31 protein-coding genes are annotated in these 25,296 nt (G+C 63.9%); 23 read left to right on the top strand and 8 right to left on the bottom strand.

Going from position 1 to position 25,296, the window contains the following annotated elements:
* Positions 1 to 13 precede the first annotated feature (13 nt).
* From LHJ54_RS11780 to LHJ54_RS11800, 5 genes are all read right to left on the bottom strand, one after another.
* Positions 14 to 1,177, bottom strand: a complete 1,164-nt coding sequence (locus LHJ54_RS11780; RefSeq protein WP_228244092.1) for an efflux RND transporter periplasmic adaptor subunit — start codon at positions 1,175 to 1,177, stop codon at positions 14 to 16.
* An 11-nt stretch (positions 1,178 to 1,188) separates the two neighbouring features.
* Positions 1,189 to 2,427: a TolC family protein gene (locus tag LHJ54_RS11785; RefSeq protein ID WP_228244093.1), complete on the bottom strand. Its 1,239-nt coding sequence runs from the start codon at positions 2,425 to 2,427 to the stop codon at positions 1,189 to 1,191.
* Between the two features lie 64 nt (positions 2,428 to 2,491).
* Positions 2,492 to 2,836: a hypothetical protein gene (locus LHJ54_RS11790; protein ID WP_221572383.1), complete on the bottom strand. Its 345-nt coding sequence runs from the start codon at positions 2,834 to 2,836 to the stop codon at positions 2,492 to 2,494.
* 71 nt (positions 2,837 to 2,907) lie between these two features.
* Positions 2,908 to 3,552, bottom strand: coding sequence for a class I SAM-dependent methyltransferase (locus LHJ54_RS11795; RefSeq protein WP_228244094.1), 645 nt, complete (start codon positions 3,550 to 3,552; stop codon positions 2,908 to 2,910).
* A gap of 8 nt (positions 3,553 to 3,560) precedes the next feature.
* Positions 3,561 to 3,923, bottom strand: coding sequence for a DUF3703 domain-containing protein (locus LHJ54_RS11800; RefSeq protein ID WP_228244095.1), 363 nt, complete (start codon positions 3,921 to 3,923; stop codon positions 3,561 to 3,563).
* 82 nt (positions 3,924 to 4,005) lie between these two features.
* On the opposite strand from LHJ54_RS11800, the gene LHJ54_RS11805 reads away from it, so the two are divergent.
* Positions 4,006 to 4,392 (top strand): helix-turn-helix domain-containing protein, encoded by a 387-nt coding sequence (locus tag LHJ54_RS11805; RefSeq protein WP_010412642.1) that lies wholly within the window; start codon positions 4,006 to 4,008, stop codon positions 4,390 to 4,392.
* Positions 4,393 to 4,439: 47 nt separating this feature from the next.
* On the opposite strand, the gene LHJ54_RS11810 is transcribed toward LHJ54_RS11805, so the two are convergent.
* Positions 4,440 to 4,706, bottom strand: coding sequence for an AlpA family transcriptional regulator (locus tag LHJ54_RS11810; protein ID WP_010412637.1), 267 nt, complete (start codon positions 4,704 to 4,706; stop codon positions 4,440 to 4,442).
* Position 4,707: 1 nt separating this feature from the next.
* A complete protein-coding gene (locus LHJ54_RS11815) occupies positions 4,708 to 5,169 on the bottom strand; it encodes a hypothetical protein (protein WP_029140025.1) in 462 nt (153 codons plus the stop codon).
* Positions 5,170 to 5,532: 363 nt separating this feature from the next.
* Here LHJ54_RS11815 and LHJ54_RS11820 point away from each other — a divergent pair, with 363 nt between their 5' ends.
* The 18 genes from LHJ54_RS11820 to LHJ54_RS11905 are packed head-to-tail and all read left to right on the top strand — an operon-like array spanning position 5,533 to position 23,147.
* Positions 5,533 to 5,859 carry a hypothetical protein gene (locus LHJ54_RS11820; protein WP_173214078.1) on the top strand — a complete coding sequence of 109 codons (327 nt, stop codon included), beginning with the start codon at positions 5,533 to 5,535 and terminating at the stop codon, positions 5,857 to 5,859.
* 26 nt (positions 5,860 to 5,885) lie between these two features.
* Positions 5,886 to 6,173, top strand: a complete 288-nt coding sequence (gene traL, locus LHJ54_RS11825; RefSeq protein WP_011413833.1) for a type IV conjugative transfer system protein TraL — start codon at positions 5,886 to 5,888, stop codon at positions 6,171 to 6,173.
* Between the two features lie 12 nt (positions 6,174 to 6,185).
* A complete protein-coding gene (locus LHJ54_RS11830) occupies positions 6,186 to 6,755 on the top strand; it encodes a type IV conjugative transfer system protein TraE (protein ID WP_228244096.1) in 570 nt (189 codons plus the stop codon).
* On the top strand, positions 6,752 to 7,507 hold the full coding sequence (locus tag LHJ54_RS11835; RefSeq protein WP_228244097.1) for a type-F conjugative transfer system secretin TraK: 756 nt from the start codon (positions 6,752 to 6,754) through the stop codon (positions 7,505 to 7,507). Before LHJ54_RS11830 ends, LHJ54_RS11835 begins: the two co-directional genes overlap by 4 nt.
* Entirely contained in the window at positions 7,507 to 8,790 is a 1,284-nt protein-coding gene (locus LHJ54_RS11840; RefSeq protein ID WP_228244098.1) for a TraB/VirB10 family protein, read from the top strand. The genes LHJ54_RS11835 and LHJ54_RS11840 overlap by 1 nt, the downstream gene beginning before the upstream one ends.
* Positions 8,787 to 9,656 (top strand): DsbC family protein, encoded by an 870-nt coding sequence (locus tag LHJ54_RS11845; RefSeq protein WP_228244099.1) that lies wholly within the window; start codon positions 8,787 to 8,789, stop codon positions 9,654 to 9,656. Before LHJ54_RS11840 ends, LHJ54_RS11845 begins: the two co-directional genes overlap by 4 nt.
* Positions 9,653 to 10,258, top strand: a complete 606-nt coding sequence (locus LHJ54_RS11850) for a hypothetical protein (protein WP_228244100.1) — start codon at positions 9,653 to 9,655, stop codon at positions 10,256 to 10,258. The genes LHJ54_RS11845 and LHJ54_RS11850 overlap by 4 nt, the downstream gene beginning before the upstream one ends.
* Positions 10,255 to 12,804: a type IV secretion system protein TraC gene (traC, locus tag LHJ54_RS11855; RefSeq protein ID WP_228244101.1), complete on the top strand. Its 2,550-nt coding sequence runs from the start codon at positions 10,255 to 10,257 to the stop codon at positions 12,802 to 12,804. Before LHJ54_RS11850 ends, traC begins: the two co-directional genes overlap by 4 nt.
* Positions 12,804 to 13,208, top strand: a complete 405-nt coding sequence (locus tag LHJ54_RS11860; protein WP_228244102.1) for a hypothetical protein — start codon at positions 12,804 to 12,806, stop codon at positions 13,206 to 13,208. The genes traC and LHJ54_RS11860 overlap by 1 nt, the downstream gene beginning before the upstream one ends.
* Positions 13,201 to 13,581: a TrbI F-type domain-containing protein gene (locus tag LHJ54_RS11865; RefSeq protein ID WP_228244103.1), complete on the top strand. Its 381-nt coding sequence runs from the start codon at positions 13,201 to 13,203 to the stop codon at positions 13,579 to 13,581. The genes LHJ54_RS11860 and LHJ54_RS11865 overlap by 8 nt, the downstream gene beginning before the upstream one ends.
* Complete coding sequence (locus LHJ54_RS11870) at positions 13,578 to 14,084, top strand: S26 family signal peptidase (RefSeq protein ID WP_228244104.1); 507 nt, start codon at positions 13,578 to 13,580, stop codon at positions 14,082 to 14,084. The genes LHJ54_RS11865 and LHJ54_RS11870 overlap by 4 nt, the downstream gene beginning before the upstream one ends.
* Entirely contained in the window at positions 14,084 to 14,716 is a 633-nt protein-coding gene (gene traW / locus LHJ54_RS11875; protein WP_228244105.1) for a type-F conjugative transfer system protein TraW, read from the top strand. Before LHJ54_RS11870 ends, traW begins: the two co-directional genes overlap by 1 nt.
* Positions 14,713 to 15,726: a conjugal transfer pilus assembly protein TraU gene (gene traU, locus LHJ54_RS11880; RefSeq protein WP_228244106.1), complete on the top strand. Its 1,014-nt coding sequence runs from the start codon at positions 14,713 to 14,715 to the stop codon at positions 15,724 to 15,726. The genes traW and traU overlap by 4 nt, the downstream gene beginning before the upstream one ends.
* On the top strand, positions 15,723 to 16,478 hold the full coding sequence (gene trbC, locus LHJ54_RS11885) for a type-F conjugative transfer system pilin assembly protein TrbC (RefSeq protein ID WP_228244107.1): 756 nt from the start codon (positions 15,723 to 15,725) through the stop codon (positions 16,476 to 16,478). Before traU ends, trbC begins: the two co-directional genes overlap by 4 nt.
* Positions 16,475 to 18,199 (top strand): conjugal transfer protein TraN, encoded by a 1,725-nt coding sequence (locus tag LHJ54_RS11890; RefSeq protein WP_228244108.1) that lies wholly within the window; start codon positions 16,475 to 16,477, stop codon positions 18,197 to 18,199. Before trbC ends, LHJ54_RS11890 begins: the two co-directional genes overlap by 4 nt.
* Positions 18,196 to 19,008 (top strand): conjugal transfer protein TraF, encoded by an 813-nt coding sequence (locus LHJ54_RS11895; RefSeq protein WP_228244109.1) that lies wholly within the window; start codon positions 18,196 to 18,198, stop codon positions 19,006 to 19,008. The genes LHJ54_RS11890 and LHJ54_RS11895 overlap by 4 nt, the downstream gene beginning before the upstream one ends.
* Positions 18,998 to 20,434 (top strand): conjugal transfer protein TraH, encoded by a 1,437-nt coding sequence (locus LHJ54_RS11900; RefSeq protein WP_228244110.1) that lies wholly within the window; start codon positions 18,998 to 19,000, stop codon positions 20,432 to 20,434. The genes LHJ54_RS11895 and LHJ54_RS11900 overlap by 11 nt, the downstream gene beginning before the upstream one ends.
* Before the next feature lie 10 nt (positions 20,435 to 20,444).
* Positions 20,445 to 23,147: a conjugal transfer protein TraG N-terminal domain-containing protein gene (locus tag LHJ54_RS11905; RefSeq protein WP_228244111.1), complete on the top strand. Its 2,703-nt coding sequence runs from the start codon at positions 20,445 to 20,447 to the stop codon at positions 23,145 to 23,147.
* A gap of 1 nt (position 23,148) precedes the next feature.
* Here LHJ54_RS11905 and LHJ54_RS11910 read toward each other — a convergent pair whose 3' ends face one another.
* The gene (locus LHJ54_RS11910) at positions 23,149 to 23,358 is read right to left on the bottom strand and encodes a hypothetical protein (protein ID WP_228244112.1); all 210 of its coding nucleotides are present in this window, start codon (positions 23,356 to 23,358) and stop codon (positions 23,149 to 23,151) included.
* Between the two features lie 123 nt (positions 23,359 to 23,481).
* On the opposite strand from LHJ54_RS11910, the gene LHJ54_RS12785 reads away from it, so the two are divergent.
* From LHJ54_RS12785 to LHJ54_RS11930, 4 genes are all read left to right on the top strand, one after another.
* On the top strand, positions 23,482 to 24,021 hold the full coding sequence (locus tag LHJ54_RS12785) for a thermonuclease family protein (protein ID WP_228244113.1): 540 nt from the start codon (positions 23,482 to 23,484) through the stop codon (positions 24,019 to 24,021).
* Positions 24,021 to 24,152: a hypothetical protein gene (locus LHJ54_RS11920; RefSeq protein WP_277754169.1), complete on the top strand. Its 132-nt coding sequence runs from the start codon at positions 24,021 to 24,023 to the stop codon at positions 24,150 to 24,152. The genes LHJ54_RS12785 and LHJ54_RS11920 overlap by 1 nt, the downstream gene beginning before the upstream one ends.
* The gene (locus tag LHJ54_RS11925) at positions 24,149 to 24,346 is read left to right on the top strand and encodes a hypothetical protein (RefSeq protein WP_241721445.1); all 198 of its coding nucleotides are present in this window, start codon (positions 24,149 to 24,151) and stop codon (positions 24,344 to 24,346) included. Before LHJ54_RS11920 ends, LHJ54_RS11925 begins: the two co-directional genes overlap by 4 nt.
* A 301-nt stretch (positions 24,347 to 24,647) precedes the next feature.
* Positions 24,648 to 25,283, top strand: coding sequence for a S24 family peptidase (locus LHJ54_RS11930; RefSeq protein WP_228244115.1), 636 nt, complete (start codon positions 24,648 to 24,650; stop codon positions 25,281 to 25,283).
* Positions 25,284 to 25,296: the final 13 nt, after the last annotated feature.

Genomic DNA, 25,296 nt, shown 5'->3' on the forward strand with positions numbered 1-25,296 from the left:
GCTTTCAGAACTATCAATGTCCATGTTCGGCTTCCTCTTTTCCGAGTTCGGCCTTGAGCAGGAAGGCGTTTTCGGTCGCAATCCGTTGGCCATCTTGCAGGCCGGACTCGATCACGATGCGCCCTCCCGAGCGCGATCCCGTCACGACAGGCGTCGCCCGGAAGCCGGTACGCGTGCGAAGGAACACGACTTCCCGGCCTTCGACCATCTGAACTGCGGATTCAGGCACCGAGATCGAGGTCGCATCGGTTTCACCTGAGGGTCGGATGCGCGCCTGCAAGAATGCGCCTGGCTGCAATCCGGGGACCGCTCCAGCGAGCGAAATAACTGCGGTTGCGCTGCGGCTTTCCGGATCTAGTGCCGGAGTTATCGAGCGCACACGTCCGCCGATCTCCCGCTCCTCTCCGAATTCCAGCGTTGCCTCGTCGCCGGGCCTAATTCTCGCAGCATCACTGGCGGGCAGAGCCACCTGCACTTGCAAGCCGCTCGCGTTCACGATCTGGAACATCTCTTCACCGGCGGAGACGTAGGAGCCGAGCACGATCGGCGCGCTGGTGATCTGCCCTGAAATCGGGCTCGTCACAGCAAGCGACCGTCCATCCCCGCTGACACCGGCAGCTGCAGATGCGGCTTGCGCACGGGAAAGTTCAGACCTTGCCACCTGCAGATTGGCCTGTGCAGCTTCGAGATCCTGCCGAGCCGTCACATTGGCCTCGAACAGCCGCCTTTCCCGGTCATAGAGTGCGGAAAGTTCGTTGACGCGGGCACGCGCAGCAGCGACCTGCGCAGCCAGTCCGGCAGCGTCTGCGCTTTCGATCCGGGCAATTGGCTCACCTCGCCTGACATAGTCGCCAAGCGTCTTGTTCACGCTCCTCACCACACCGGAAGCACGTGCATCGATCCGCGCGCTGGCATTCGGCGCTGCGGCGACGGTCGCTGGGAATACAAGCTCCGTCGCAGCGCCGAATTGGACAGCTTCGATTTCTATCGACGAAGCCACGATCTGCTTCTCGTCTATCAGCAGAACGCCTTCGGAACCTGCGGTTTCTGCTCCGCCTTCCTCTTCGCTATGCCCGTCTTCAGAGTGGTCGACTGACCCTGAAGGCCAGAAGGCCCAAGCAGATACGGCCACCAGAACAAGGATGCCGATTATCGCGATAAAATAGTTACGTTTCATGGGAAGGGATCTCACTGTGCGGAGAGCCAGATGAGCCGCGCAGCGAGCAGGCCGCGGGTCTCTTCTGCCTGGATCAGATTTTCACGAATGGCGTCGCGCGCTTCGGCAGCTGCCAGGACTTCGATCAGCGGAAATCTGCCATTGCGGTAGCCGATCTCGACGAGCCTGAGCGCTTCCTCGGCCTGCGGCAGGGATGCGCTGGAAAGGGTTTCCACCCGCGTTTCGGCGGCCAGATAAAGCGTTCGGGTTCGCTCGAAATCGAGCAGGTAGTCCGCCTCGGCTATTGCCTCGCTTGCGCTTGCCGCGCGATATTGCGCTTCAGCGGCTGCGATGTTGCCCTGGTTGCGATTGCGGAAAGGCAGCGGGATAGAAATGCCGACGATGAAGGCTTGATCGTTGCTTTCTTCAAAGCGCCGCACGCCTGCGGACAGCGTGGGATCGGGCACTCCTAGCGAGCGCTCGCGCGCGATCTCCGCCTGCGCGAAGGCAGTTCTCGCCCCTGCAATCCGCAACGGCAGGGGATCATCCGAACTCGGCAGGTCAAGCGGCGGCGATAGTTCGGGAAACGCGGCAGAAACAGATGGGCTGGACTGACCGGTCGCCCAGAGTGCCGCGAGCGCCTGACGAGCCGCCCCATTAGCCGCTTCTGCAGCCTGCAGTTCGGCTTCCGCCTCGGCAAGCGTAGCTTGTGCACGCATAGCTCGAAGCGGCGGCTCCCGCCCAACCTCTACAAGCACGTTGGCGATCCGCGTCAGTTCACGGTTTCGCTCGACGATTTGCCGCGCGAGAACGAGGCGTTGGCCTGCGGCTACAGCCTCCACATAACGCTCGCGCACCCCCAAAGCGAGTTGCGACAAGGCAAATTTGCTCTGCAAGCCGGCGAAATCGGATGATGCGCGTGCGCTCGCGATACGTGCGCTTCGCTTGCCGCCGAGTTCGAGCGGCTGACCGATCGCCAGGGTATATTCGGTCGATCGCAGCCCGGAGAAAGCGCCGGAGCCCGCGATGTTCTCGGCCTCGAGCGATAACTCGGGATTGGGTCGGAGGCGTGCTTGGTCGATAGCCGCACGCGCGGCTTCGGCCTCCGCCTGAGGGCCGTAAACCCGTGGATTGCTGGAAGGGTCATCTTCCCCTTCAACGCCGACGCCCGCTCGAGCGAGCGCTTGCTCGAGTGTAACTGTTTCCTGTGCCAATACTGGCGAACCCGTGGACACGGCAACCAAGGCCGCGGCCAGTGCAAAGCACCGCATTATTGTATCTCCTGACTGAAACCAATCGAGCGCACGCGCAGGCGCACTCGCACATGATTTGCTGTCAGGCTTTGGGAGGTTGGATCAGAACCGGCGGCGCGCGCGAGGTGAGCATCGAAGTCGCAAGCGGACCCTTCAGGCTATTCGTGCGCGCAAAGGGCGACCCCAGGAACACTCCACTATCGGCGAGGCTGAAGCTGCAATTGTGATGATGCGTTGCCGAATGGTCCTGACCATCATGGTCCGGCTCGGGATCATTGCTATCGAAGTGGTCCGCCCCATGCGCATAAACGTGATCGGCCGCATGAACGAAGCTTTCGCCTTCTGAAGCATGCGCGTCAGGTAACGATAGGACACTACCGAAAAGAATGGCGATGATCGCAAGGAAGGGGAACACAAGACGCGGCATGTTACTCAACCCTTTAGGAGCCTTGCAAAGCTTGCGCAAGCACGGCTGCCTGAGCGCTTGTCTTTTCATGATCACGATTTGGCACCGACGAATTCATACGCACAACCGGCCAGAAACTCGCGGAAGTGGACTTCGCGCAAAACTTTGCGTGCTGGAAGCCAAGGGCGGAACTCTTCATATTCCCGCGCCACACCAAATGGTTTGGTCAGCACTATGCCGATTTCAATCAGCCATCGCGGCCAGCGCTCGGGGTGCTTCAGGCCAAGCAGGGCCATCCGGCCACCCGTCGGGAGAGCAGCTGAGGCGCGCTCGATGATCGCGGCGTAGTCAGGTGGCATTTCCAGTCCAAAGGTGCTGATGACTGCGCTGGTCTCGCTCGGAAAGCGGAAGGCGGCTACGTCTGACTGCACAAATTCGACATTGCTAGCTCGCAGGCGCTTCGCTCGTCGACGGGCTTGGTCGAGCATGCCTTGCGAAAGGTCGACCAGCGTCACCTTGCCGCTTGGTCCTACTCTCTCAAGCAGAAACGCGAGGTTTGCGCCGGTGCCAGCACACAGATCGACCACATGGTCGCCGGCGTTGAGTTCAAGCCGGTTAACCAGATCGCGTCGCCAGCGACCAAGACCGGCCCACCGAAACCCCGACACCAATCGGTCATAGATTCCCGCGTTCTTGTCGTAGAGGCGTTCAACCTGTTCGTTGGATAGAATTGCCATGGCGCGAGCTAGCGAGCTTCGCCCGAAGAGATCGTAAGAACCTCCGCGAGGTCATCGGGGTATGGCATTGGCGCGAATGCGCTCACGTTTGCGCGTCCGGTATTGCCCCAGGGGAGCCGTCCGGTGAGATTACCAAGGGGAGCGAGCGCAAGACGTATGACCTGCCCCAGAACTTCGCGGCCATCGCGGGTTTCAACTGCATAGCCCAGCATCGTCATATGTGAACGAAGGTGCGGCCCGAAGAAGCCCTGGCCCAGAATATGTTCCCGCTCGAGCGCGGTCCAAGCCAAAGCCCGGTCACCAGACTGCCTGGCGGCACGGAAAACGCGCCGCTCAGCTTCGATAAGTTCAATAATGTCCTTCTTTGCCACAGGGTTTTACCGTTCTGCTTGCATCTTCGAATCGTCTTATGCACCTTGTAGTGGCTACAAGGTCAAGCATTGCGAGAAACCCATGAAGATTGGTGCCCTGGCGCGGAAGACCGGCACGACCGCCGAAACGATCCGCTACTACGAACGGACCGGATTGCTGGAGGAACCACCACGCACCGCCGGAAACTACCGGGACTATGGCCCGACCGAATTGGCCAGATTGCGGTTTATCCGCCGCGCACGCGACCTCGGCTTCACCATGGCGGAGGTGCGCCAATTGCTTTCTTTGTCGGATGATCCATCGCAATCGTGCGAAGCCGTGGACTCTATTGCCAGCCTCCACCTACGCGAAGTGGATCGGAAGCTTGGTGACTTGCGAAAACTGCGAACCGAACTGCGCCATATGGTCGACGACTGCCAGCACGGAGCGGTTGGCGAATGCCGGATAATCGAAGTGCTTTCCGGCTAGCGGGACAGCGCGCGTTTATTCGAGCGGTGACGGGACGCAAGACATGATCATCTCGAAATTCGGGGCGTGTTCTGACATATCTCGTCGGTGCGTTCGACAACAGAACCGATCCAGTCATCGATCTCGGCTTCGACCCAAACCGTGCAACGGGGACCGAGCGAACGCGACTTTGGAAAACGGCCTTCGCGCATCCGCTGATAGATTGCCGTTCGGCGCAGGCCCACGCGCGCCATGACCTCGGGAAGACGAATGAGCCGGTCTGGCGTTGGCTCGACAGGAACGGCTTCCGCGTCCGTTTCGAGACCAGTCGTCATTTCAGAGAGCGAAGCTTTGTTCATCCTGCCGCTCCAGTTGCGCGAGGTGATCCGACAGGAGACCGGCGGTGCGGTGAGCGGTCCCCTTTGCCCAGCGCGGTCTCACATCGAGCAGCCTCTCGCCCAGCGCTTGATCCAAAGCAGACGGCAACTCGCTTATGAAGGTTTCAAGAAATTCCAGCACGCCGCTATTCTGCCAATCCTTGCTACGCTGCGAGTACCCCGCGAGTGCCAGCATCAGGGAGGTGCGCGGCGCGTGACCGCTCGCGTCAAGGATGGCCAGCGCCTCAAGCAGTGTGGCTGACCTTGTCCCGGCGAGGATGCGTCGGAGCGCGTCCTTATTGATATTCGTCTGTGCGGCAATCGTCCGCCGGGACTTGCCACTTTCGTCCACGGCATGGTCGAGGAAAGCGGCGACTCCTCGCGATAGTTCTCCCCATTTGTCGTTTGTGTTTCGCGCCATTGTTCCTGCTTCCGGTGATCTTTAGCGAATCGCCAACAGGCTACGCGACGCGTCCAACTGTAGGAAAGGAAAAAGAACAAATAAGGAACTCGTAGGAAACTGGCTCATCGTCACACGATTTGATTCGCGCAGAGTCCGGTCCCTCGATCTCAGATTTCGGTATGGGTGGCGCAATGATCGGTATTCTTGGCCGCAATGTCTGCACCGGTCGCGCAAAGCCCGGTCAGATTGCCCAGAATCGACGATTTCTCTTGGTCGGAATGCCGCGTGCGGCAGTTTCCGTTTTCCTACACCCTGCCTTCCAATCGAGGAAAGAACATACAGCGAACGCATCGCTGCCAATGTTCGAAACGGAGTTCCTCGATGAACAATGCAATCACCCTTCCCCGCCCATCCGTTAAAGGCATTCGTGCCCGCGACTATATTCTTCCGGCCGCGATTGCGCTCGCCTGCGCCGGTGCCGCCTATGCCGGTGCCGACACGACCTTTGATCCGGCGCTGCAGAAATTTACCGACTTCCTCGAAGGTTCGGGCGGGAAAATCATCACCGTCCTCAGCCTTGCCGGCGGGCTTATCGCGCTCGCCTCGGGCCGCTTCGCCCTAGGGCAGGTCGCGGTCCCGGTCGGTGTCGGTATCGGCGTCGGCACCGGTGTGCCGATCGTCACCTCGGTCGTGACCGCGACCATCTGATCGCGGTCTAACGACGGGAGGGCGGCATGGCCGACAGATACCTCGTTCCACGGCGGCTCGACGATCCGGAGCTCATCGGTTTCTGGACCATCGACGAGTTTGCGGGACTGCTCGTCCCGTTCGCCTGGGGCATCCTTGCGCAGCACATCATCATCGGCACCGGCCTATCGGTCATGACCTGGTTCGCCCTTCGAAAGGCCAAAGCTTCAGGTGCAGGGTCGAAACTGGTGCATGCTGCCTACTGGTATCTGCCGGGGAGCTTCCTCGGGCTGAAAGCCACGCCGCCCTCCCACTGTCGCCTGCTTGCAGGCTGAGGGAGGACATCCATGAAACACGAATTCGCCTACGAGGAAGCGCAGCGTCACCTCAAGCAGCGTAACCGCTTTGCCGCGCTGGCATCCGTTCTCGGCCTTACCAGCCTGCTGGCGGTCGGCGCGGCGGCAACGCGCGAGGAAAACATGATCCTCGTGCCTGTCACGAGCGAGCGCCTGACGCTCGGCAGCGGCGCGACCGATGCGCACTACCTCGAGCTTGTCACCCGCGACACCGCGCTGATGCTGCTCAATCGCGCACCCGAGAGCCTCGACTACTGGATGGAGCAGGTTCTCATGGTGGCAGATCCTTCTGCGCACGGCCGCCTCAAGGCCGAGCTCGTCAAGATCGTCGACGAGCAACGCGGCTCGGACATCAGCCAGGCCTTCGTCATCTCGCGGATGGAGGTCGACCCGCAGGCGCTCACCGCGACCGTCACCGGAACGCTCAAGACCTTTGTCGGCGCGCAGGTGATCGCGAGCCAGCAGCGCAGCTTCGAATTCAGCTGGAACCGCCGCGGCCTCAGCCTCGGCCTCACCGGCTTCCGCCAGCTCCCAACCGAAAACGAGGAGGCGAATCCATGACGCTCCTATCCCGCCCATTCCCTGCCGCGCTGACCAGCTTCGCGCTGGCAATCGCCACGACCGCCTACGCTTCTCCGGCACATGCCGACCAGTTCGTCGAGGCCGCCGATGGCGCCGCGATCGACTGCGTGCTCGCGCGCGGCGCGCTGACCCGTATCGCCCTCATTGAGGATGGTTTTGCCAATGTCTCGAAGATGGCAAGCGGCTATCCCTACAACGATTTCGAGGTGACCCACGAGCCGGTGCGCGGCGACATCTATGTCTCGGTGCCGCTGCAATATGCGAGCGCCAGGGTCAGCTTCTTTGCCACCAGCAGCGCGGGCTATGTCTACAAGTTCGCGTGCCGCGTCGATGGCGAAGAGGCGAGCCAGCTCTTTGTTACCAATCCCGCGCTCGCCAAATCCCAGGCGAGCGAGTGGGAAGGCCAAGCCCCGACCCGCGACGAGGCCGCGATTCGGCTGATCGAGGCGATGGCGAGCGACAGCGTTCTGCCAGGCTTTCGCGCCCGCGCCGAACTCTCGCGACCACGCCGAACCGACAGTCTCGAAGTCCAGCAGGTCGCCGAATACGAAGGTGCCGAGCTGATCGGACAGGCCTTCACCCTGCGCAATCTTGGCCCGATGCCCGTCGACCTTGCACGTGAGCGCGACGCGCCCGCCGAGGCGCTGGCCTTTGCCTATGGCCGCGACAGCCTCCAGCCCGGCGAGAGCACGCAGGCCTTCCTTGTCTTTACCAAGGGAGGGCTCGAATAATGGCCGAAACCGACAGAGGCGATACGCCCCCGGCAGCGCCCAGGGACGAGACGCGCGGCGACGCCCGGCGCAATCTCAACCGCACGGTCGCGCAGCGCCAGAAGCTGCTGCTCGCCGGGATCGGCGGGGTGGCACTCATCGCCGGTTCGATGTTCATCTTCGGCGGCGAGGATGAAGCCGGCGCCGACGGCGCAGGCGCGACCACGATCGAGACCGGCGCGCTGGTCAATCGCAATCTCTCGCAGCGCGAATTCGTCGCCACCTATGGCAACCGCCTCGATGCGCAGGGCCGCGCGATCAAAGACCTGCAGGAAAGCCAGCTTCCCAAGGCCTCGATCGAGCAGGAGCTCGAAACGCTGCGGGGCGAGAACGCGCGGATGATCAGCGACGGTCAGGCGGCGATCGATGCGATCTCGGCGGAGAACGCCGCCTTGCGCTCGGAACTCGAAACCGTCCGCGCCAATCCCCCGGTCACGCCGGTGGCCACAGTCGATCCGCGGGCTCCGGGCTTCGCTCCCGGACCGCTCGAGCCACCCAGCGAACCCAAGGCAAGCCTGCTGAGCTTTGCTGGAGACAAGCCGGGCGCCTCCAAGACGAAGGCAACCGAAAGCGCGCCGCCGCTGCTGCTCGAGGCAAGCCGCGATTACCTGCCGCCCAACAGCTATGCACCTGCCACCGTGATCGTGGGGGTCGACGCCTCGACGGGCGTGACCAGTCAAAGCGATCCGCTGCCCGTGGTGCTGCGGATCACCGGGCCGGCGCGCTCGGTTCTGAAGGGCAATCGCCTGCTCACGACCGACCTCACCGGCTGCCTCGTCAACGGCGCGGCGCGCGGCGATCTCTCGGCCGAGAAAGTCTACGTCAAGCTGGTGCGGATGACCTGCGCACAGCCCGGTGGGCGCTTCGCAGTGAGCGAGGTCAAGGGGTTCATCGCCTTTGCCGGAAAGTCCGGCGTTCGAGGCCGTGTCGTCAGCCGCGAAGGCAGCCTTGTCAGCCAGGCGCTGCTCGCCGGGATCGTCGGCGGATTCGGACGCGGATTTTCGGCCAACGCCAACGGTGTCTTTGCCGGGCAGATCGGCAGCGACGGCAAGCGCGACGCGCTCTCGCCCACCGACATCCTCGCGGGCGGCTTCGGTCAGGGCGCGGGCGAAGCCGCCGACACGGTCAGCAAATATCTCATCGAACGCGCAGAACAGTACCAACCCGTCGTCGAGATGCCGACCGGCATCCAGGTCGAGATCGTCTTCCTCGACGGCGTCCATGTCAGGAGCACACCCCAATGAATTTTTCCCACCACCGGCCGGGCCTGAAAGCCCGCGCCGCGCACATTTCGCTTGCTGCCGCCAGCGCAGCTGCCCTCCTCACCGGCGGCGTCGCCGTGCTGACCGCCATGCCGGCGCAGGCCGCCATTGCCCGCGATGTCGTCCAAGCGCTCAAGCTGCGCCTGCCCAAGACGCCTATCGACGCGCTCGACTGCACAAGCTTCGCGCCGTGGTGCGAGGTCATCTCTGGCGAGACGCTGTTCTACACCGACGAAGCCGCGCGCTATCTCTTCGTCGGACGGCTGTACGATCTAGAAGAACGGCGCGACGTCACGGCGACGCGCCTGCTCGAGCTCAATCCCGATTTGCTCGCCGCCGGAGCCGCGCGCGCTTCGGGCCGCACCGAAGCCTCGGGCAGCGAGCCCGCGCCCGTACCGGGCAAGGCAAAGGTCGACCTCTCGCAGCTCCCTCGTGAGGGGGCGATCCGCTGGGGCAATCCCAAGGGTCCGCGGCTCGTGGTCTTCTCCGATTTCCAGTGCGGATATTGCAAGAAGCTCACCGGCGAACTCGAGCAGACCGGCGTCCTGGTCGAGGAACGGCCGATCTCGATCTTCGGCGCGGCGAGCCGGCGCCTGTCCGAAAGCGTCCTGTGCGCCAGCGATCCGGTCGCGGCGCTGCACGCTGCCTATACCGGCAAGCACGTGCCGCGCCCCGCCCGTTGCAAGGCCATACATGCGCTCGACGCCAACGAGGCCTTTGCCGAGGCCAACGGCTTTGCCGGGACCCCGGTGATCGTGCGCGCAAGCGATGGCGCGGTGCTGCACGGCTACCGCGACGCCCAAACGCTCCACCGCTTCGCCAACGAGCGCCCCGGAGCAGGCCAATGAGCGCGCGTCACGTCAGGGTAATCACGGCTGCCAGCCTTGCCGCGAGCATCGCAGGATGCGCCACGCTCGGCGGCAATGTCGAAGGTGACTTCGAGTGCCGGGCGCCCGAAGGCAGCTGCGCGCCCACCACGCTCATCGACAGCGCGGCGATCGGCGAAGCTGGTACCGACAAGGCAATTGGCACTGCGACCAATCAGCCTACCTCGTCCGCTGGCCCACGCCAGGCATATGCCCGCTCGCTCCGGATCGTCATCGCCGCCTATCGCGACGCGGCGGGCCGGAACCACGAAGTGCGCGTCGTCCATGTCGCGTTGCCCGATCATCCTGGCGAGAGCTGGCATGCCCCGCGCTCGACCGGCGAGGTGCTCCGCGCGCTCGGACGCGCGGGCGACAATGCCCGCACTCCGCCGCCACTGACGGGCCCGCAGAACCCGCCTGTCATCATCCCCCTTCCCCTGCAGCTGCCCGAGGTCCTGGTTATCCCCTCCCAGACCCCGGAAGCGCAGCCCGGCGCCAAAGCGCCGGACCCCGGGGCACCTGGTCGTCCCCCCTCCCCCGGCCAGGTGCCCCACCCCATTCTGTCTGAAGGAGAGCCCAAGTGAACCTCTCGCTATCCTCTGCGCGTGACGCGCTCCTTGCTGGCCTGTTCGGCGATGCGAAGAAGGCCGACCATGCGCAGCCGCGTTTCGCGCTCGACATGCTGTCGGACTGGCTGCCCTACCGCGTCTATGACGAGGGCCCGGGGCTCTACTGCAACGCGCACTCGAAGGGCTTCATTCTCGAAGTCACCCCGCTCATCGGCGCCGACGAGCGGACAGGTGAGATCCTCGGCCAGTTCTTTTCCGAGAGCCTGCCGCAAGGCGCCTGCCTCCAAGTGCTGAACTTCGCGTCCCCGCGCATCGGCGCCATCGTCGGCCCCTGGTTCGCGCCGCGCTACGAGCAGGGCGGGATCTACGAAGCGATTGCGAAAGCCCGCACCAACCGGCTCTACGATCTCGTCTGGAAGTCGGGCTCGGCACACGCGCCGTTTCATGCACGCCATGTGCGTCTGGTGCTCTCGCTCGGCGTTCCGGTGCCCGGAAGCGTCATCGATGCAGAACTCACCGAATGCCGCGACGGGATGGCTGGGATGCTCAACTCGCTCGGTCTTGCCTCGAACCGGCTCGAACCGGCCGGCCTCCTCGCGCTGATCGACGAACTGACTTCGCCGACAACCGCCCGCGAGCCCGATCTTACGCACTGGAACCGCGAGGACACGCTCGACGTTCAGGCGATCCGCCGCGACATCGAACTCGAAGTCGAGGACGACCGGCTCATCTTGCGCACCGAGCGGTTCCGGGAGACCGGACGTAGCCGCGATGGCGTTCCCAAAATGGGCACCTGCTATCCTGACCGCTTCGATGTCCGCCACTATGGCGTACGCTCGACGCCCGAACGCTGGGCGCCGTGGGAATGCGCGCGGCTCATCGGCGACATGTTTACCGACAAGCTGCGCTTTCCCTGCCCGGCTGCGACAATGCTGTGTCTGCACTATCCCGACCAGGAGGCCGCCTCGGCGCGCGCCGGCTACAAGTTCATGCGCACCACCAGCCTGTCGGAAACGAAGAGCGCGCGCTTCCTCCCCAGGCTTTCCGAGCAATCAGCCGAATGGAAGCATGTCCAGGCCGAACTCCAGGCAGGCAAGAAGCTGGTCAAGCTGTTCTATGGCCTTACCACCATCTCGCCACTGGGCGATGGCGACGCGCACGAACGCACGGTCAAGGCGATCTACAAGGCAGCCGGATGGGATCTTGCCGATGAGCGTTTCCTGCAATTGCAGGGTCTCGTCGCCGCATTCCCCTTGAGCCTTGCCGACGGGCTCGTCCACGACATGGCGCGCCTCAAGCGCTTCCGCACCATGCTTTCGACGACGGCAGCGAACATCGCCCCGCTCCAGGGCGAGTATCTCGGCGGCCAGATTCCGCACCTGCTGTTGCTCGGACGCCGCGGCCAGCCCTTCTTCTGGTCACCCTTCGAGAACAAGGCCGGCAACCACAATATTGCGATCTGCGGCAAGTCGGGGTCGGGCAAGTCGGTGCTGCTGCAGGAGCTGTGTGCCGCGCTGCGCGGCGCGGGCGCCAAGGTCGTCGTGATCGACGACGGCCGCAGCTTCGAGCACTCGGTCAAGCTCCAGGGCGGGCGCTTCGTCGAGTTCACGCTCGCCTCGGGCTTCTCGCTCAATCCGTTCTCGATGGTCGACGACGCCCGCGCTGGGGGCGACGAGGACTACCGGCTCGACTGCTTCGCGATGATCAAGGCGATCGTCGGGCAGATGGCGCGGCCGAGCGCCGCGCCGTCGGACACCGAGCGCGGGCTGATCGACCGCGCGGTAACGCAGGTCTGGGAGGGCCTGGGCAGCGGCGGGTCGATCGACGACGTCGCGCACGCGCTCCACTCCGGCGACAATGAGGCGGGCAAGGACCTCGCCACCGCGATCGCCCCGTTCTGCCGCGGCGGCAGCTACGCCGGGTTTTTCTCCGGCAGGGCGAGCTTCGCGCTCGAGGACGACTTCACGGTGTTCGAGATGAGCGATCTCGCGGCCCGCGAGGAACTGCGCAGCGTGGTGCTCTCGGCGATCATGTTCATGACCGGCCAGGCGATGACCCGCAGCCCGCGCAGCACGAAGAAGCTGCTGCTGATCGACGAGGCGTGGTCGATGCTGAGGGGCGGCTCGATGGGCGAGTTCGTCGAGACCTACGCGCGCACCGCGAGGAAGTACGGCGGCGCGCTCGCCACCGCGACCCAGTCCTTGAACGACTACTACAAGTCCGACGGCGCGCGCGCCGCTCTCGAGAACAGCGACTGGATGCTCGTGCTCCAGCAGAAGCCCGAGACGATCGCCGATTTTCGCAAGGAAGCGCGGCTCGACATGGACGACCGCACCGAGACGCTGATCCGCAGCCTCAAGCGCTCGGGCAGTGAATACAGCGAGATCTACCTGAAGGGTCCCGAGGTCGAAGCCGTCGGGCGGCTCGTGCTCGATCCGCTCTCGGCGACCATCTTCTCCTCCGATCCCGACACCTATGCGGAAATCCACCGTCATGTCGAAAGCGGCATGCCGCTGGAACGCGCGGTTGCGCTCGTCGCGGGCGTGGAAGGAGGCATGTGATGGTGCTCGAGACCACCACGCTCGTCGACCGCGTGTCGCTTCCGACTGTCAGACGCGCCCGCGACAAGGACCGTGCCGTAAACTGGCTCGGACTGTTCCAGGGCACCTGCCTCGTCCTCATCGAAGCAGCAGGCTTCGCGGTGAGCACGCTGCTGCTGGTCCTCGGCCTGCCGCTGTTCGTGTTCCTTCTCATCGCTGGTTGGGACCTTACGGCGCTGTTCGCACAGCTCGGCAACCTCGCCGATCATTACCGCACCGCCGAACCGATCGCGCGCCGCTTCTTTGCGCAGGACCTCCAGATCGCCTTCCTCGTCGCCACTGGCGGCCTCACCCTGCTGCGCCTGCCGGCCTTCCTGCGCCGCCTCGACCGCCGCCTCTCCGAAGGACCTCCCCGCCATGGATAGACTGAACCTCCCGCTTCGCCAACTGGGCCCGAAACTCCTCGCCGTCGCGGTGCTCGTTGCCGCGCTGCTGTGGGGCGCGTGGCTTACCCAGCAGGTCACTGCCTCGCCCCAGCAGCGGATCGTCACTGTCCGGCTCGCCGAGACCATCGGCACCTTCGTCGAGGAAGCCGCGCGCGCCGATGCCGATCCGGCGGTCGTCCAGGCGGCGAGCCTTGCCTACCTCAAGGCCGCCGAAAGCGCCGTTGCCGAGATGGGCCGCGATGGCCGCGTGGTGCTCGTCGCCGAGGCCGTGCTCGCCGGGGCAGCCGAAGACGCAACCCCCGAACTCGAGCGGCGCATAGCGGCCAAGCTCGCCGCGGAGAAGCAGCCATGAGCCTCTCCCCCTCGCTGCGCCGTCCGCTGCTGCTCTCGGGCCTTGTCCTGCTGCCGCTCGCCTGGGCGCCGCTCGATGCCTTCAGCAAGGACCACGCCTTCCTCATCAATGCCAGCCCGAGCCTGCCGAACTGGGCGTTCTGGCTCGATCGTGATGCACCGATCCACCACGGCAGCCTGATCTTCTTCGAGCCGCCGCGAAGCGATCTTGTCGAGAAACATTTCGGTGAAGGGCCGCAGATGTTCGGCAAGCGCGTGCTGGGCATACCAGGCGATGTCGTGCGCCACGAGGGCGATGCGGTCTTCATCAACGGCAGGAAGGTCGCGAGCCTGCTCAAGGTCACCCGGCTTGGTGTTCCGCTCACGCGGGGTCCCGAAGGCGCGATACCGAATGATTGCTACTACACTGGAACGGACCATCCGCGCGGGCTCGACAGCCGCTACGCAGAGATTGGGTTCGTGTGTCGCGGCCGGATCCTCGGCAGCGGGAGGGCGATCCTGTGATGCGCTCCCTCCTTCCGCTTGGCGCGCTTCTCCTCGCTGCGCTCCCGACCAGCGTTCAAGCACGCGACTACGGCCAGCGCGGCGCGGCGTTTCCGGTGATCGAGCGCGACCTCTTGGAACAGATCCACACGCGCCTTGCGCACATGGAAAAGTCGGGCGAGACCGCCCGGCTCAACCAGGAGTTGAAGCGTCGGACGATTGCACGGGTCAACCGGCCCGATCCGGTTGCCGGCCTGATCCGAGCCAGCGAAAGCCGCAGCTGGCCTTTCGATCCGACGATCACGCTTGCCGCCGATATCCGGGGCGCAAAAGGCGAACTCATCCATGCCGCCGGAACCCGGGTCAATCCGCTCGACAGCGTCAAGCTGCGCAGCCCCCTCCTGTTCCTCGACGGCGATGATCCCGCGCAAATTACCTGGGCGCTGAGGCAGGACGCGCACGCCAAGCTGATCCTCGTCAAGGGCGCGCCGCTCGAGCTGATGAAAGCGCGCCAGCGAAGGTTCTATTTCGACCAAGGCGGCAAGCTGACGCAAAAATTCGGCATCAAGGCCGTCCCCGCGCTTGTGCGCCAGAACGGGCGCGTCCTCGAAGTGAGCGAGATCGCGTTGCCGCCCCGAAAGGCCAAGCCATGAGCAGCTTCCGCGCCTTTCTCGTGCTGTTCACAGCAGCGCTTTCGCTTGCTCTTGCCTCGCCCGCCTCGGCCGATGCCGGGCCGGGCAAATGCACCGGGCAGTTCGTCAACCCGATCACCGACATCTGCTGGTCGTGCCTGTTCCCGATCTCGGTCGGCGGGCTCGAAATCTGGCCGAGCAATCGTCCGGACCCCGACAACCCAGACTTTCCGCTGTGCCTCTGCGGTCTTCGCCCCGGCATCGCGATGGGGTTCTGGGAGCCGGTGCGGCTCGCCGATGTCAGCATGAAGCCCTGGTGCTTCGTGAACCTCGGCGGGATGAAGCTCGATCCCGGCTTCGATATCGGCTTCCGCTCGATCTCGGGTCCTTCAGCGGTGGGCGGTGCAAGCCAGTATTATTCGAGCTGGCACGTCCACTGGTATGCCTATCCGCTGATCTACTGGATGGAGATCGTCGCCGATTTCCTGTGCCTCGAGCCGGGATCGATCGACATCCTTTACATCTCGGAGATCGATCCGCTGTGGCAGGACAGCGAGCTCACCGCGATCATCAATCCCGAGGCGGTGCTCTTCGCCAACCCGTTGGCGCTCGCCGCCTGCGCGGCGGATTGCGCTGCAGCGACAACCAACCTCCCGCTCGACGAGATGTTCTGGTGCGCGGGCTGCCAGGGTTCGATGTACCCGATGAACGGCAATGTCTCGGCCAGCATAGGCCACGTCCAGGCCTCGCGGCTCGTGCTCTCGCGCTTCGCCTACAAGCTCCACCGCGAACTCGTCTCGTGGGGCACGATGGGCTCGAAGGGTCTGTGCGGCAAGTACCTCATGCCGGTGATGAGGAAGCAGCAATACCGCTTCCAGGCCACCAACCCCAACCCGGCGACCAAGGGCCGCTACGCCTGCCCGCCCATCGGCGCCTCAACCACCTTCCAGTCCCCCGGACAGGTTATCCCCGCTATCGGCGAAGACATGGGATACCTCGTCTGGCGCAAGAGGAATTGCTGCGCGCTATGAGAAACGCCTTCCCTCTCCTCGTCCTCATCAGCCTTGCGACCGCCGCTGCCTTCGCCGCCGCATCGGCGCAGGATGCTCCGCCCGATCTCGACCTTGCCCAGGTCCGGGCGCGCGCGAGCGAGCATGCCCAGGACGCCGAAGCGCTCGCGACGTCGGTCAGGACCAGGGCCGACACGCTGGCCGAGGACGCGCGCACCACGCAGCAGGCGGCGCTCGACAACCGCGCCGCCTATGCGAAGGAAGCGCAGGCGACTGCCGACGCCGGTCCGCTCGATCTCGACGGCATGATCCGCAGCGCAGCCGACGCCGAGGTCGCGGCCATGGGCGAGGCGCCGCGCTTCATCGCCTTTGCTTCGCTGTCGATGCCCGAGCCATCGCTCAAGGCGCTGGTCCGCGACGTCACCCGTGCCGGCGGGGTGACCGTGCTGCGCGGTTTCCCGCAAGGCGACAGCGCGGCCTTCAAGAAACGGCTCGCGGCGATCTGGCGCGATGGCAGCGAAGCCGGCGCGCTCGGCATCGATCCGCGGCTGTTCCGCGCCTTCGATATCGCCGTCGCGCCGAGCTTCGTGATGGTCGCAAGCGATTTCAGTCCCTGCGACGGGTTCACCTGTAGCGACATCGTGCCGCCGCACGACCGGCTCGCGGGCAATGTCAGTGTCGAGGACGCACTCGAAACCTTCGCCACTGGCGGCGGCCCGGGCGCGCAGCTTGCCCGCCTCCACCTTGCCCGCCTGAGGGAGCAGCGCCCATGAGACACCCGATCAAGCTCGCCGTGTCCGCTTTTACGGCGCTTCTCCTCACCGCGAGCGCCGCAGCCCAGCAGCAGGAAGCGAAGGCCGACGGCAAGGCCTTTGCCGAGAGCCTGCGCGGCGAAGCCCAGCAGGCGGCGCAGCAACAACCGAACGCTTCCAACCTCCCCAATTATGATCGCAACGCGGTCCAGGGTCTCGAGACGCTCGCCCAGGATCCCGACCGGATCGAAAGCAATGCAGCCGCTGCGGCGAGCGGCCACCAGGGTTACCGCGCGATGCGCGACAGTGTGGCCAACCGCGCGCGCTTCGATTCCAGCGAGATCGAGGACGTCATCGCGCGCAGCCTTGCGATCAACGAGACCCCGCTCGACTACACCAGCGGCATGGCGATCTCGGGGGCCCAGGGCACCTGCGTCCCGCTGCCTCCCGGATCGGGCTCGGCGGGGACCTACACCGCGACCTGCAACACCGGCACACGGATCGACCAGTCGGCAGGCCAGTGCGCGGTGCCGCTGGGGACGACGGTAAGCCAGCGTCCGCAGTACCATTACCTTTGCAACCGGTTCGGCGACTTCAACGGCTCGGGCGAGCCCGAATGCGCTGGCTTCGACGGCTATTCCTGCCGCGTGACCGGACGGCGCGACACCTGCCTGCAATGGAGTTCGTCGGGCGGACGGCCGTGGTGTTCCGAACCAGGCGACCCGATCACCGAACTGACCTGCGACGAAGAAGTGCCGGGTCAGACCCCCTACATGGTCACCACCGCGACCACGGTCACGGCAACGCCTGACGAGAGCCAGTGCACGGGCTTTGCCGACAATGGCGATTGCACGCTCGACAGTGAGATCTGCACCGACGCCGATCCGCAGACCCGCGTGGTGAACGGCGTCTCGGTGACACGGCCGTGCTGGGGATGGCAACGCAGCTACACCTGCACGTCGCGCGAAGCGGCAACCGACTGCTCGGACATCGAGAGCCAAGGCACCTGCAGGTTCGTGCGCGAGGAGTGCCTCACCGACGAGACGCCTTGCGAGACCTGGGAACGCATCTACGAGTGCCCGCTGCCCGAGGCCAATAGCACCACCCAATATGTCTGCGACGGCGATGTCTATTGCATTGACGGTAGCTGCGAGACGATCGAGCGCACCGCGAACGACGAGTTCAAGGATGCCGTCACCGCGCTCCATGCGATGGATGAGGCGCGCGGCCAATTCGACCCGAATACGCTGACGCTGTTCCGGGGGACGCGCAACACCTGCTCATCCAAGGTCTTCGGTGTCCTCAATTGCTGCAAGGGAAAGGGTTTCCCGCTCATTCCGGGCATCAGCCTGCTCGTCGCGCTTGGTTGCGACCGCGAGGAAGTGCTGCTCCACCAGCGCGATGCGCAGGGGTTGTGCGCCTATGTCGGGACCTACTGCTCGGACAAGTTCCTCGGCGTCTGCCTGACGAAGAAGAAGGTCTATTGCTGCTTCGAGAGCAAGCTCTCGCGTATCCTGCAGGAACAAGGCCGCAAGCAACTCCCCAAGCCCTGGGACAAGCCCAAGGAAGAACAGTGCAAGGGGTTCACTCTCGACGAGTTTGCGCGCCTCGACCTTAGCCGCATGGATTTCAGCGAGGTCTATGCCGAGTTCACCGATGCCGCGCGGCTGCCCGACGAGCTCGAGACCAGCGTCCTCATCCAGCAGAAGATCGAGGACTATTACGCAAGGGGCGGCCAATGACCCATCTCTATCAACTCACGGCGCTCGCGCTCGGTCTCGCGGCTCTCCCCGCCGCTTCGGCCCAGGCCCAGGAAAGGCATGACGCTCCATCGACCACCACAGCCGACGCGCTCTATTGCGAAGAGCGCAGGCTCGGCTACTGGTTTTACTGCGTGAAGCCCGCTCCCATTGAAGAGCCACAACAGCCAGAAGCCGAGCAGGTCGCGGCAACGCAGGAACTCGACGCGATCACCTCCGAGCTGCGCGAATTGAAGGCCCGCGCGATCCTCCATCCCACCGAAGCCAATGTCGCGGCCTATATCCGTTTCCAGCGCGCGCAACTCGACCGCGCCTCGCTCTTTTCCGATGTCTGGCAGCGAGCGATCTGGCAAGACCCCGAGCTCGACTATACGCTCGAGCGGCCGGTCGGCGCGCTCGCCAAGAAACAGTGGCAGGATGCCCGGAGCGCCGAGCGCGATAGCGTGATGGCAAGGCTGTCGCAGCGCTACGGCCTGTTCTATTTCTACAGCTCGACCTGCGCACCCTGCGACGTGATGAGCCCGATCGTCAAAGGCGTCGCCGACCGCTGGCGCATCACCGTGCGCGCGATCTCGACCGATGGCGGGCCTTCGCGCCACTTCCCGAATTACAAGGTCGAGACCAACCAGCGCGCCAGGCTCGGGCTCGAAGGTAAGGCCACCCCGGCGCTCGTGCTGTGGGACAGCGTGACCAAGCGCCCGATCCCGATCGGTTACGGCGTGCTCTCGGCCGACGAACTCCAGGACCGCATCTACCTCCTCACTTCGAAGGAAGCCGGACATGATTACTAGCATCCGCAATGCAGCGCTGACTCTTGCCACTGCCAGCATGATCGCGTCCCCGGTTGCCGCAAATGTCGGCGACAGCATGGACCGCTTCATGGACGACATGGGCGCGGCGGCGAACGTCACCGGCCCGACCGCATTCGAAGGCCAGTCGGCAGGCTATTACAGTCTCGGCAATGTATGGACGCGCTTCCCCCAGAAGACGACCAACATCGCCAATCTCCAGCTGCCGCGCGCCCGCGCCGGCTGCGGCGGGATCGACATCTTCGCCGGGTCCTTTTCCTTCATCAACGCGAGTGAGATGGTCGCGCTCTTGAAGGCCGTCGCCAACAATGCGGTGGGGTTCGCCTTCAGCCTGGCGATCGATACCGTTTGCCCCGAGTGCAACAAGATCATGCAGGAGTTCAGCCAAAAGGCTCAGCTCATGAACAATCTCTCGATCAACTCCTGCGAGATGGCGCAGGGGCTGGTCGGAGGCCTGTGGCCCAAGGGCGATCTTGCCGACAAGGCGATCTGCGAAGCGATCGGCAATTCCGAAGGCATCTTCACCGATTATGCCGCGGCCAAGCACGGCTGCGGCACACGCGGCCAGCGCGCTTCGACCAATGAAGGCGCCGGTACTGATTATGCCGACGTCAATCCCGGCGTGCCGCGCAACTACACCTGGCACGTCCTGAAAAAGAGCGCTTTCTTCAATCCAGGCGGGACCTTCGACCGCGAGCTTGCCGAATACGCGATGACGCTCATCGGCACGGTGATCTACGTGCCGCCCAAGGACGATGAGCCAGGGAAGTTCTTGCCCTTCGCGGGCGATGCGTCCTCGACGCTCGTAAGCGCGCTGCTCGACGGGACGCAGGGCCAGACCGTGCGCGTGTTCCGCTGCGACGAGACCGACCTCTGCCTCAATCCGACCTTCGAGCAGATGAGCCTTTCAAATGCCAAAGCGATCCGCCCACGCGTCGCACTACTCATCGGCAATATGGTCGATGCAATCCGCACCGACACCGCAATTGGCAGTGCCGAGAAGGAACTGCTGCAGGTCGCCTCGGTCCCCCTGTACAAGATCCTCACCGTCCAGGCCGCCTATGGGCGCGGTATGCCCACCGACGACCGCGACACGCTCGCCGAGATCGCCAGCATCGATCTCCTCTATGCGATCCTCGACCGTATCGTATCCGAAGCCGGGCGCTCGATGGCGAGCTTCATCGCCGCCGACGAATCCAAGCTCGCGATCTGGCGCGGCCAGGTCGCCGAAGTGCGTTCGGGCCTCGTCCAGCGGCAGGCCACCGGGCAGGCCAAGGTCTCGGCGATCATGCAGATCATCGAGAAGACCGCGATGATCGAGAACGCGCTTGCCGCCTCGATGTCGCCCTCGATGTCCGCCGCGCTCGACTGGTCGCGCGGGCTCCAGTCGCGCTCGATCGTCCCCTGAGGCGAGCGCCATGGTCGAGATCTTCACAACTGGCGGCGGCGAGTACATCGTCAATGTCCTCAACGCTGTCGCCGCATGGACTGGCGCTGGCGGTTACAAGAGCCTGATCCAGGTCGCACTGGTGATGGGGTTCGCGCTTGCGGTGATCGTGGTGGCGTTCAACCAGGACTGGCGCGCCTGGCTCAACTGGTTTCTCGGCGCGACGCTCATTTACATGTGCCTGATGGTGCCGCGGATGGATGTGCAGGTTACCGACCGGGTCAATCCGAGCCTCGCTCCGGCAACCGTCGCGAACGTTCCGCTCGGGCTCGCGCTGATGGCGAGCTTCACCAGCCAGGCGGGCGACTATCTGACGCGTTCGGCCGAGACCGTGTTCGGGCTTCCCGACGATCTCAACTATTCGAAGAACGGGATGATCTACGGCGCGCGCCTGCTCGAAGCGACGCGGTCGCTGCGCATTGCCGATCCCGAATTTGCGGCCAACTTCGACGAGCACGTCCGCCAATGCGTGTTCTACGACTTGCTGCTTGGCCGCTACTCGATGAAGGAATTGTCCGAGAGCAACGACATCTGGGCGACCATTGCGCCCGGGAGCGCAGCGCGTGCGCAGAAGTTCCTGACCCGCGAGGCCGATGACAGCGTCACGGCATCGATCGTCACCTGCCGGGAGGCCTACACCGCGCTCTCAAACCAATGGGCGGGCATGATCGACGATATGACGCTCGTTGCCGGCCGTCAGCTCTATCCCAAGCAGACCGAAGCGCTCGCCAAGTCCAAGCTCATCGCCGATCTGCCGGTGGCCTACCAATATCTCACTGGCATTTCTAAGGACGCGAGCAGCATCTTTCGCCAGGTCCTGACAATCAACGCGATGAACCAGGCGATGCATGGCTTTGCAGGTGCAAGCGGTGCATCGAGCGTCGATGTGTTCGCGCAGACCCGCGCCGACATCCAGACCGAGCGGACCTACTCCTCGATCGCGCACAATGCGATGAAGTGGGTACCGATCCTGAACGTCGTGCTGACGGTCGTCTTCTACGCGCTCTTTCCGGTCCTCTTCCCGCTGTTCCTCATGTTAAGGACCGGCCCGATTGCGCTTCGCGGCTATGTCACCGGGTTCTTCTACCTCGCCGCCTGGGGACCGCTCTTCGTCATCCTCCACATGATCCTGATGCTCAAGGGGGCCGGCGACGTTGCCGCGGCGGGCGGTGCGAGCGGGCTCACGCTCGCGACCTTCTCAGGCATGACCGACGTCAACAACGATATCGGTATCCTTGCCGGCTATCTCGTCGCCTCGATCCCCTTCCTTGCAGGCGGGGTCGCGCGCGGCGCGATGGCGATCTCGGGACAGGCGACGAGCTACCTTAATCCCAGCCAGAACGCCGCCGAAGAAGCGGCGCGCGAGGCGAGCACGGGCAATCTCTCGTTCGGCAACACCAGTTTCGAGAACTCGAACGTTTTCTCGCGCCAGTTTGCACAGGCCAGTCTCGCGCCAAACATCGCCTATGGCGCCGCGCAATCGCGCGGCTTTGCCGACAACGGCACGCAAACGACGAACTTCCCGCAGGCCGAGTTCGCGACCGTGCCAACCTCGAGCTACCCATTTACGCCGACGCTCGGCCAGGACTTCTCGAGCAGGCTCGGGGCCATGGCGAGCCAGAGTCGCGGCCAGAGCGAAACCTTTTCCAACCTTGCCCAGCAATCGACCAGCTCGGCGGTCACCCGCTTCAGCGAACTGCGTGATGCCTACACCCGTTCGCGCTCGAACGAGAGCGTCAGCGGGACCTCGACCAGCGACAGCATCGGCAGCGCGTTCAGCGAAGTCGACAACGCCTCCAAGACACTCCAGCAGCAATTTGGGCTGTCGCGCCGTGCCGCCGACGACATCACTGTGTCGTGGTTCCTGAACGGCGAAGCAGGGATCGGTGCTAAGAAGGAAGGGCGCATTTTCCAAGGTTCAGGTGGGATCAAAGGGGGTCGCAACCAGAGTTGGACCGATAGCGATATCGGGATCGCCTCCGAAGACCGCTCGCGCATCATGGGTGCGTTGCGCCAGATCTCGGACAGCCGCAGCTGGTCAAGCACGCGCGAGGGTTTCCTCCGCGAGACAAGCTCGAGTTCCGAAGCGCTGGTTTCGAGCAGCTCGGCCGGCATCACCACGTCCATCACCGAAGCGCAGAGCTATACCCGCGAAGCACGCCGCGCAGAGGAAATCGCCAGCCGCCTCGAGAACCAGGCAAGCTGGTACGAGAGCGCCAATGCCGCAGGCACGCTCAACCTCAGCCAGGCCTATCGCGAATGGGGCATGGCGGAGATCGATGCCAACCGGGACTACTATGGGCCAGTGCGCTTCGACGACATCGACTTCCAGATGAGTGCGCGGGGCCAGCAGCTTCAGGCGCGGTTCGTCGAAAGCTATGCGGACCAGCTCAATGCCGATATCGCGGGCGACCTGGTTCTGCCACACTTTGCGCCCGTCGCTCGACCCGCGGTGAAGAGCGCAGATGGTGTCCGGGGATCGGTACGGCTTGGCGGGGTACCAGGAAGCCTTGGCGAACCATCAAACGAGCGCGAGGACATCGCCCGCGATGTCGATCGGGTCCAGCAGCAAGGGGACCGACGGGTCGGGACCGTGGAAGGATACCTCGACGGAAAGACCCGCGATGCCAAGGGAGCCTCGGCCGAAGCGGCCGACGACGTGAAGGAATGGTAGCTCAGATCAGCCCGTCGTAGATGATCACAAAGATGACGAAGCATGCGATGACGAACGCGGTGAGATACAAAGCCTTCCGCTCCCAGGGATCAGCCCACGCTTTCTGAATCGAATACTTGAAATGTCGATTCTCGGCGATGGCCCGGTCGACTTCGCGAAAGCCTTCCCAGTCGTGTTTGCCGCCTAGGGGAGTCTTGTCTGGATCGCTCATCGCTCATTCTCCTTCGGGAGCAAACCTGCACTCTCCCCTCTAGGCCGCCCACTCGCGTTGCCGCGAAAATAGCTGAAAACCATCGGGAAAGCGAGCACGGTGTCTTGGCGTGAAGGTCCGGAAATGAAAGAAGGCGGAATGTCCAAGAGAACACTCCGCGATAATGTCTTTGCTTTCCGGACCGGACGTGACCGGAGCAAGCGCGCCAGAGGAAGAAGCCTCGCCGTTCTTGTAGGGGGCGGTCTCATCGTCGGCATTCTTGGTGGTCTCGCTGGAATCTATTGGCCATTTGGGTCGGCGAGCGCCGAAGCGCGAACCACGCACAGCTTTGCGGTGTGCGGCATGGTCAGACGGACGTGCGTTGTCGATGGCGATACCATCTGGCTCGAAGGCGTGAAGATCAGGATCGCGGATATCGACACACCGGAAATCTCGCAGCCCAAGTGCGACTACGAGTACGACCTCGGCATCAAGGCCCGCGACCGGCTGGTTGTCCTGCTCAATCAAGGCGAATTCGAAGCGGTGACGATCGGTAGCAGGGACGAAGACCAGTACGGTCGGAAGCTCCGTGTGCTGCTGCGCAATGGACGCTCGATCGGCGACCAACTGGTCGCAGAAGGCCTTGCAAGAACCTGGTCCGGGCGCAGGGAGCCCTGGTGCTGATGCGCGACTGGCCCGACAGCGACGACCCGTTTCCGCGGATCGAGCCGGAATGGAAATTGAAGCTCGAGGCATGGCTGCTTGGCCTCCCGATCGTCCTTATGCTCGTCGCTGGCGTTTGGTCGTTCCTTTGACGCTCACCCGCGATCAGGAACTCTGGGGCATGGCGCTTTGGGTCGAGAAGCACCACGGCGATGCCGGGCATGAATTCATTGCGGCGAAGATCGATCATCTGACCCGGGACGGCGAGGAGGACGGGGCAAAACTCTGGCAAGAGGTGGCACATCGTTATGAGCAGCTTGGCGAGCGCACTTCCCATTCCTCCTGATACACTCGGGGGGGGGTAGCCTCGATTGACGCAAGATAGGCTTCGAGCCGTTCTATGGTTCTGCGGCGCGGTCTGCGCCCCATCCTGAGGTCGAGTACGAATCGCGGATCGCCGACCGCGCGCCGTCCGAAACGCGTTGCCGAAATATGATGATCTTTCAGATGCTTTTCGATCCGTTCCAGCAAGGTCATGTCCCTTTCGCTCCGACTCGCAAATCCCTTGTGTTCTTGTTATGTTCTTAGTAGGATCACATCCGCGAGTCTAGGAAAATTCCTACGATCAAGATTCGAAGGACAGACGAATGGAACATGTGAGGGAAGAGCTCGACCGGCTGATCCTCAAGGGCGGATATGGTTACGCGTCGATATCGCGGCTGCTCGGCCGTAACCCCGCCTATGTGCAGCAGTTCATCAAGCGCGGTTCACCGAGGAAGCTCGATGATGAGGATCGAAAGACGCTCGCCTGCTTCTTCGGCGTCGACGAGCAAGTACTCGGTGGTCCCGCCAATCCGGTCACCGACGGCATGGTCGAGATACCCGTTCTTGATGTCGAAGCATCAGCTGGCTTCGGCGCGGTTGCTGCCAGTGAGACTGCACACACCAGGTTTGGGTTCGACGAGCGCTGGCTGCGCCACCTGACGTCAGCCAAGAGCGCGAGCCTGTCGATCGTCGGCGTGAAGGGTGACTCGATGGAACCCACGCTCAGTGATGGCGACGAGGTGCTGGTCGATGCGTCAGATCATGGCTCGCGGCTGCGCGATGGGATCTATGTCCTTCGCTCTGATGATGCGCTCGTGGTGAAGCGGATCGCGATCAAGCCTGGCAGTCGGCAGATCACTGTTGCCAGCGACAATCCGGCTTATCCGACCTGGCACGACATGGACCGGTCGGAGGTTCACGTGGTGGGCCGCGTCATCTGGTTCGGCCGAGCATTGTAGCGGCAGGACTTGG

Source organism: Porphyrobacter sp. GA68, from assembly GCF_022605525.1.
In the GTDB taxonomy this organism is placed as follows: Bacteria; Pseudomonadota; Alphaproteobacteria; order Sphingomonadales; family Sphingomonadaceae; genus Qipengyuania_B.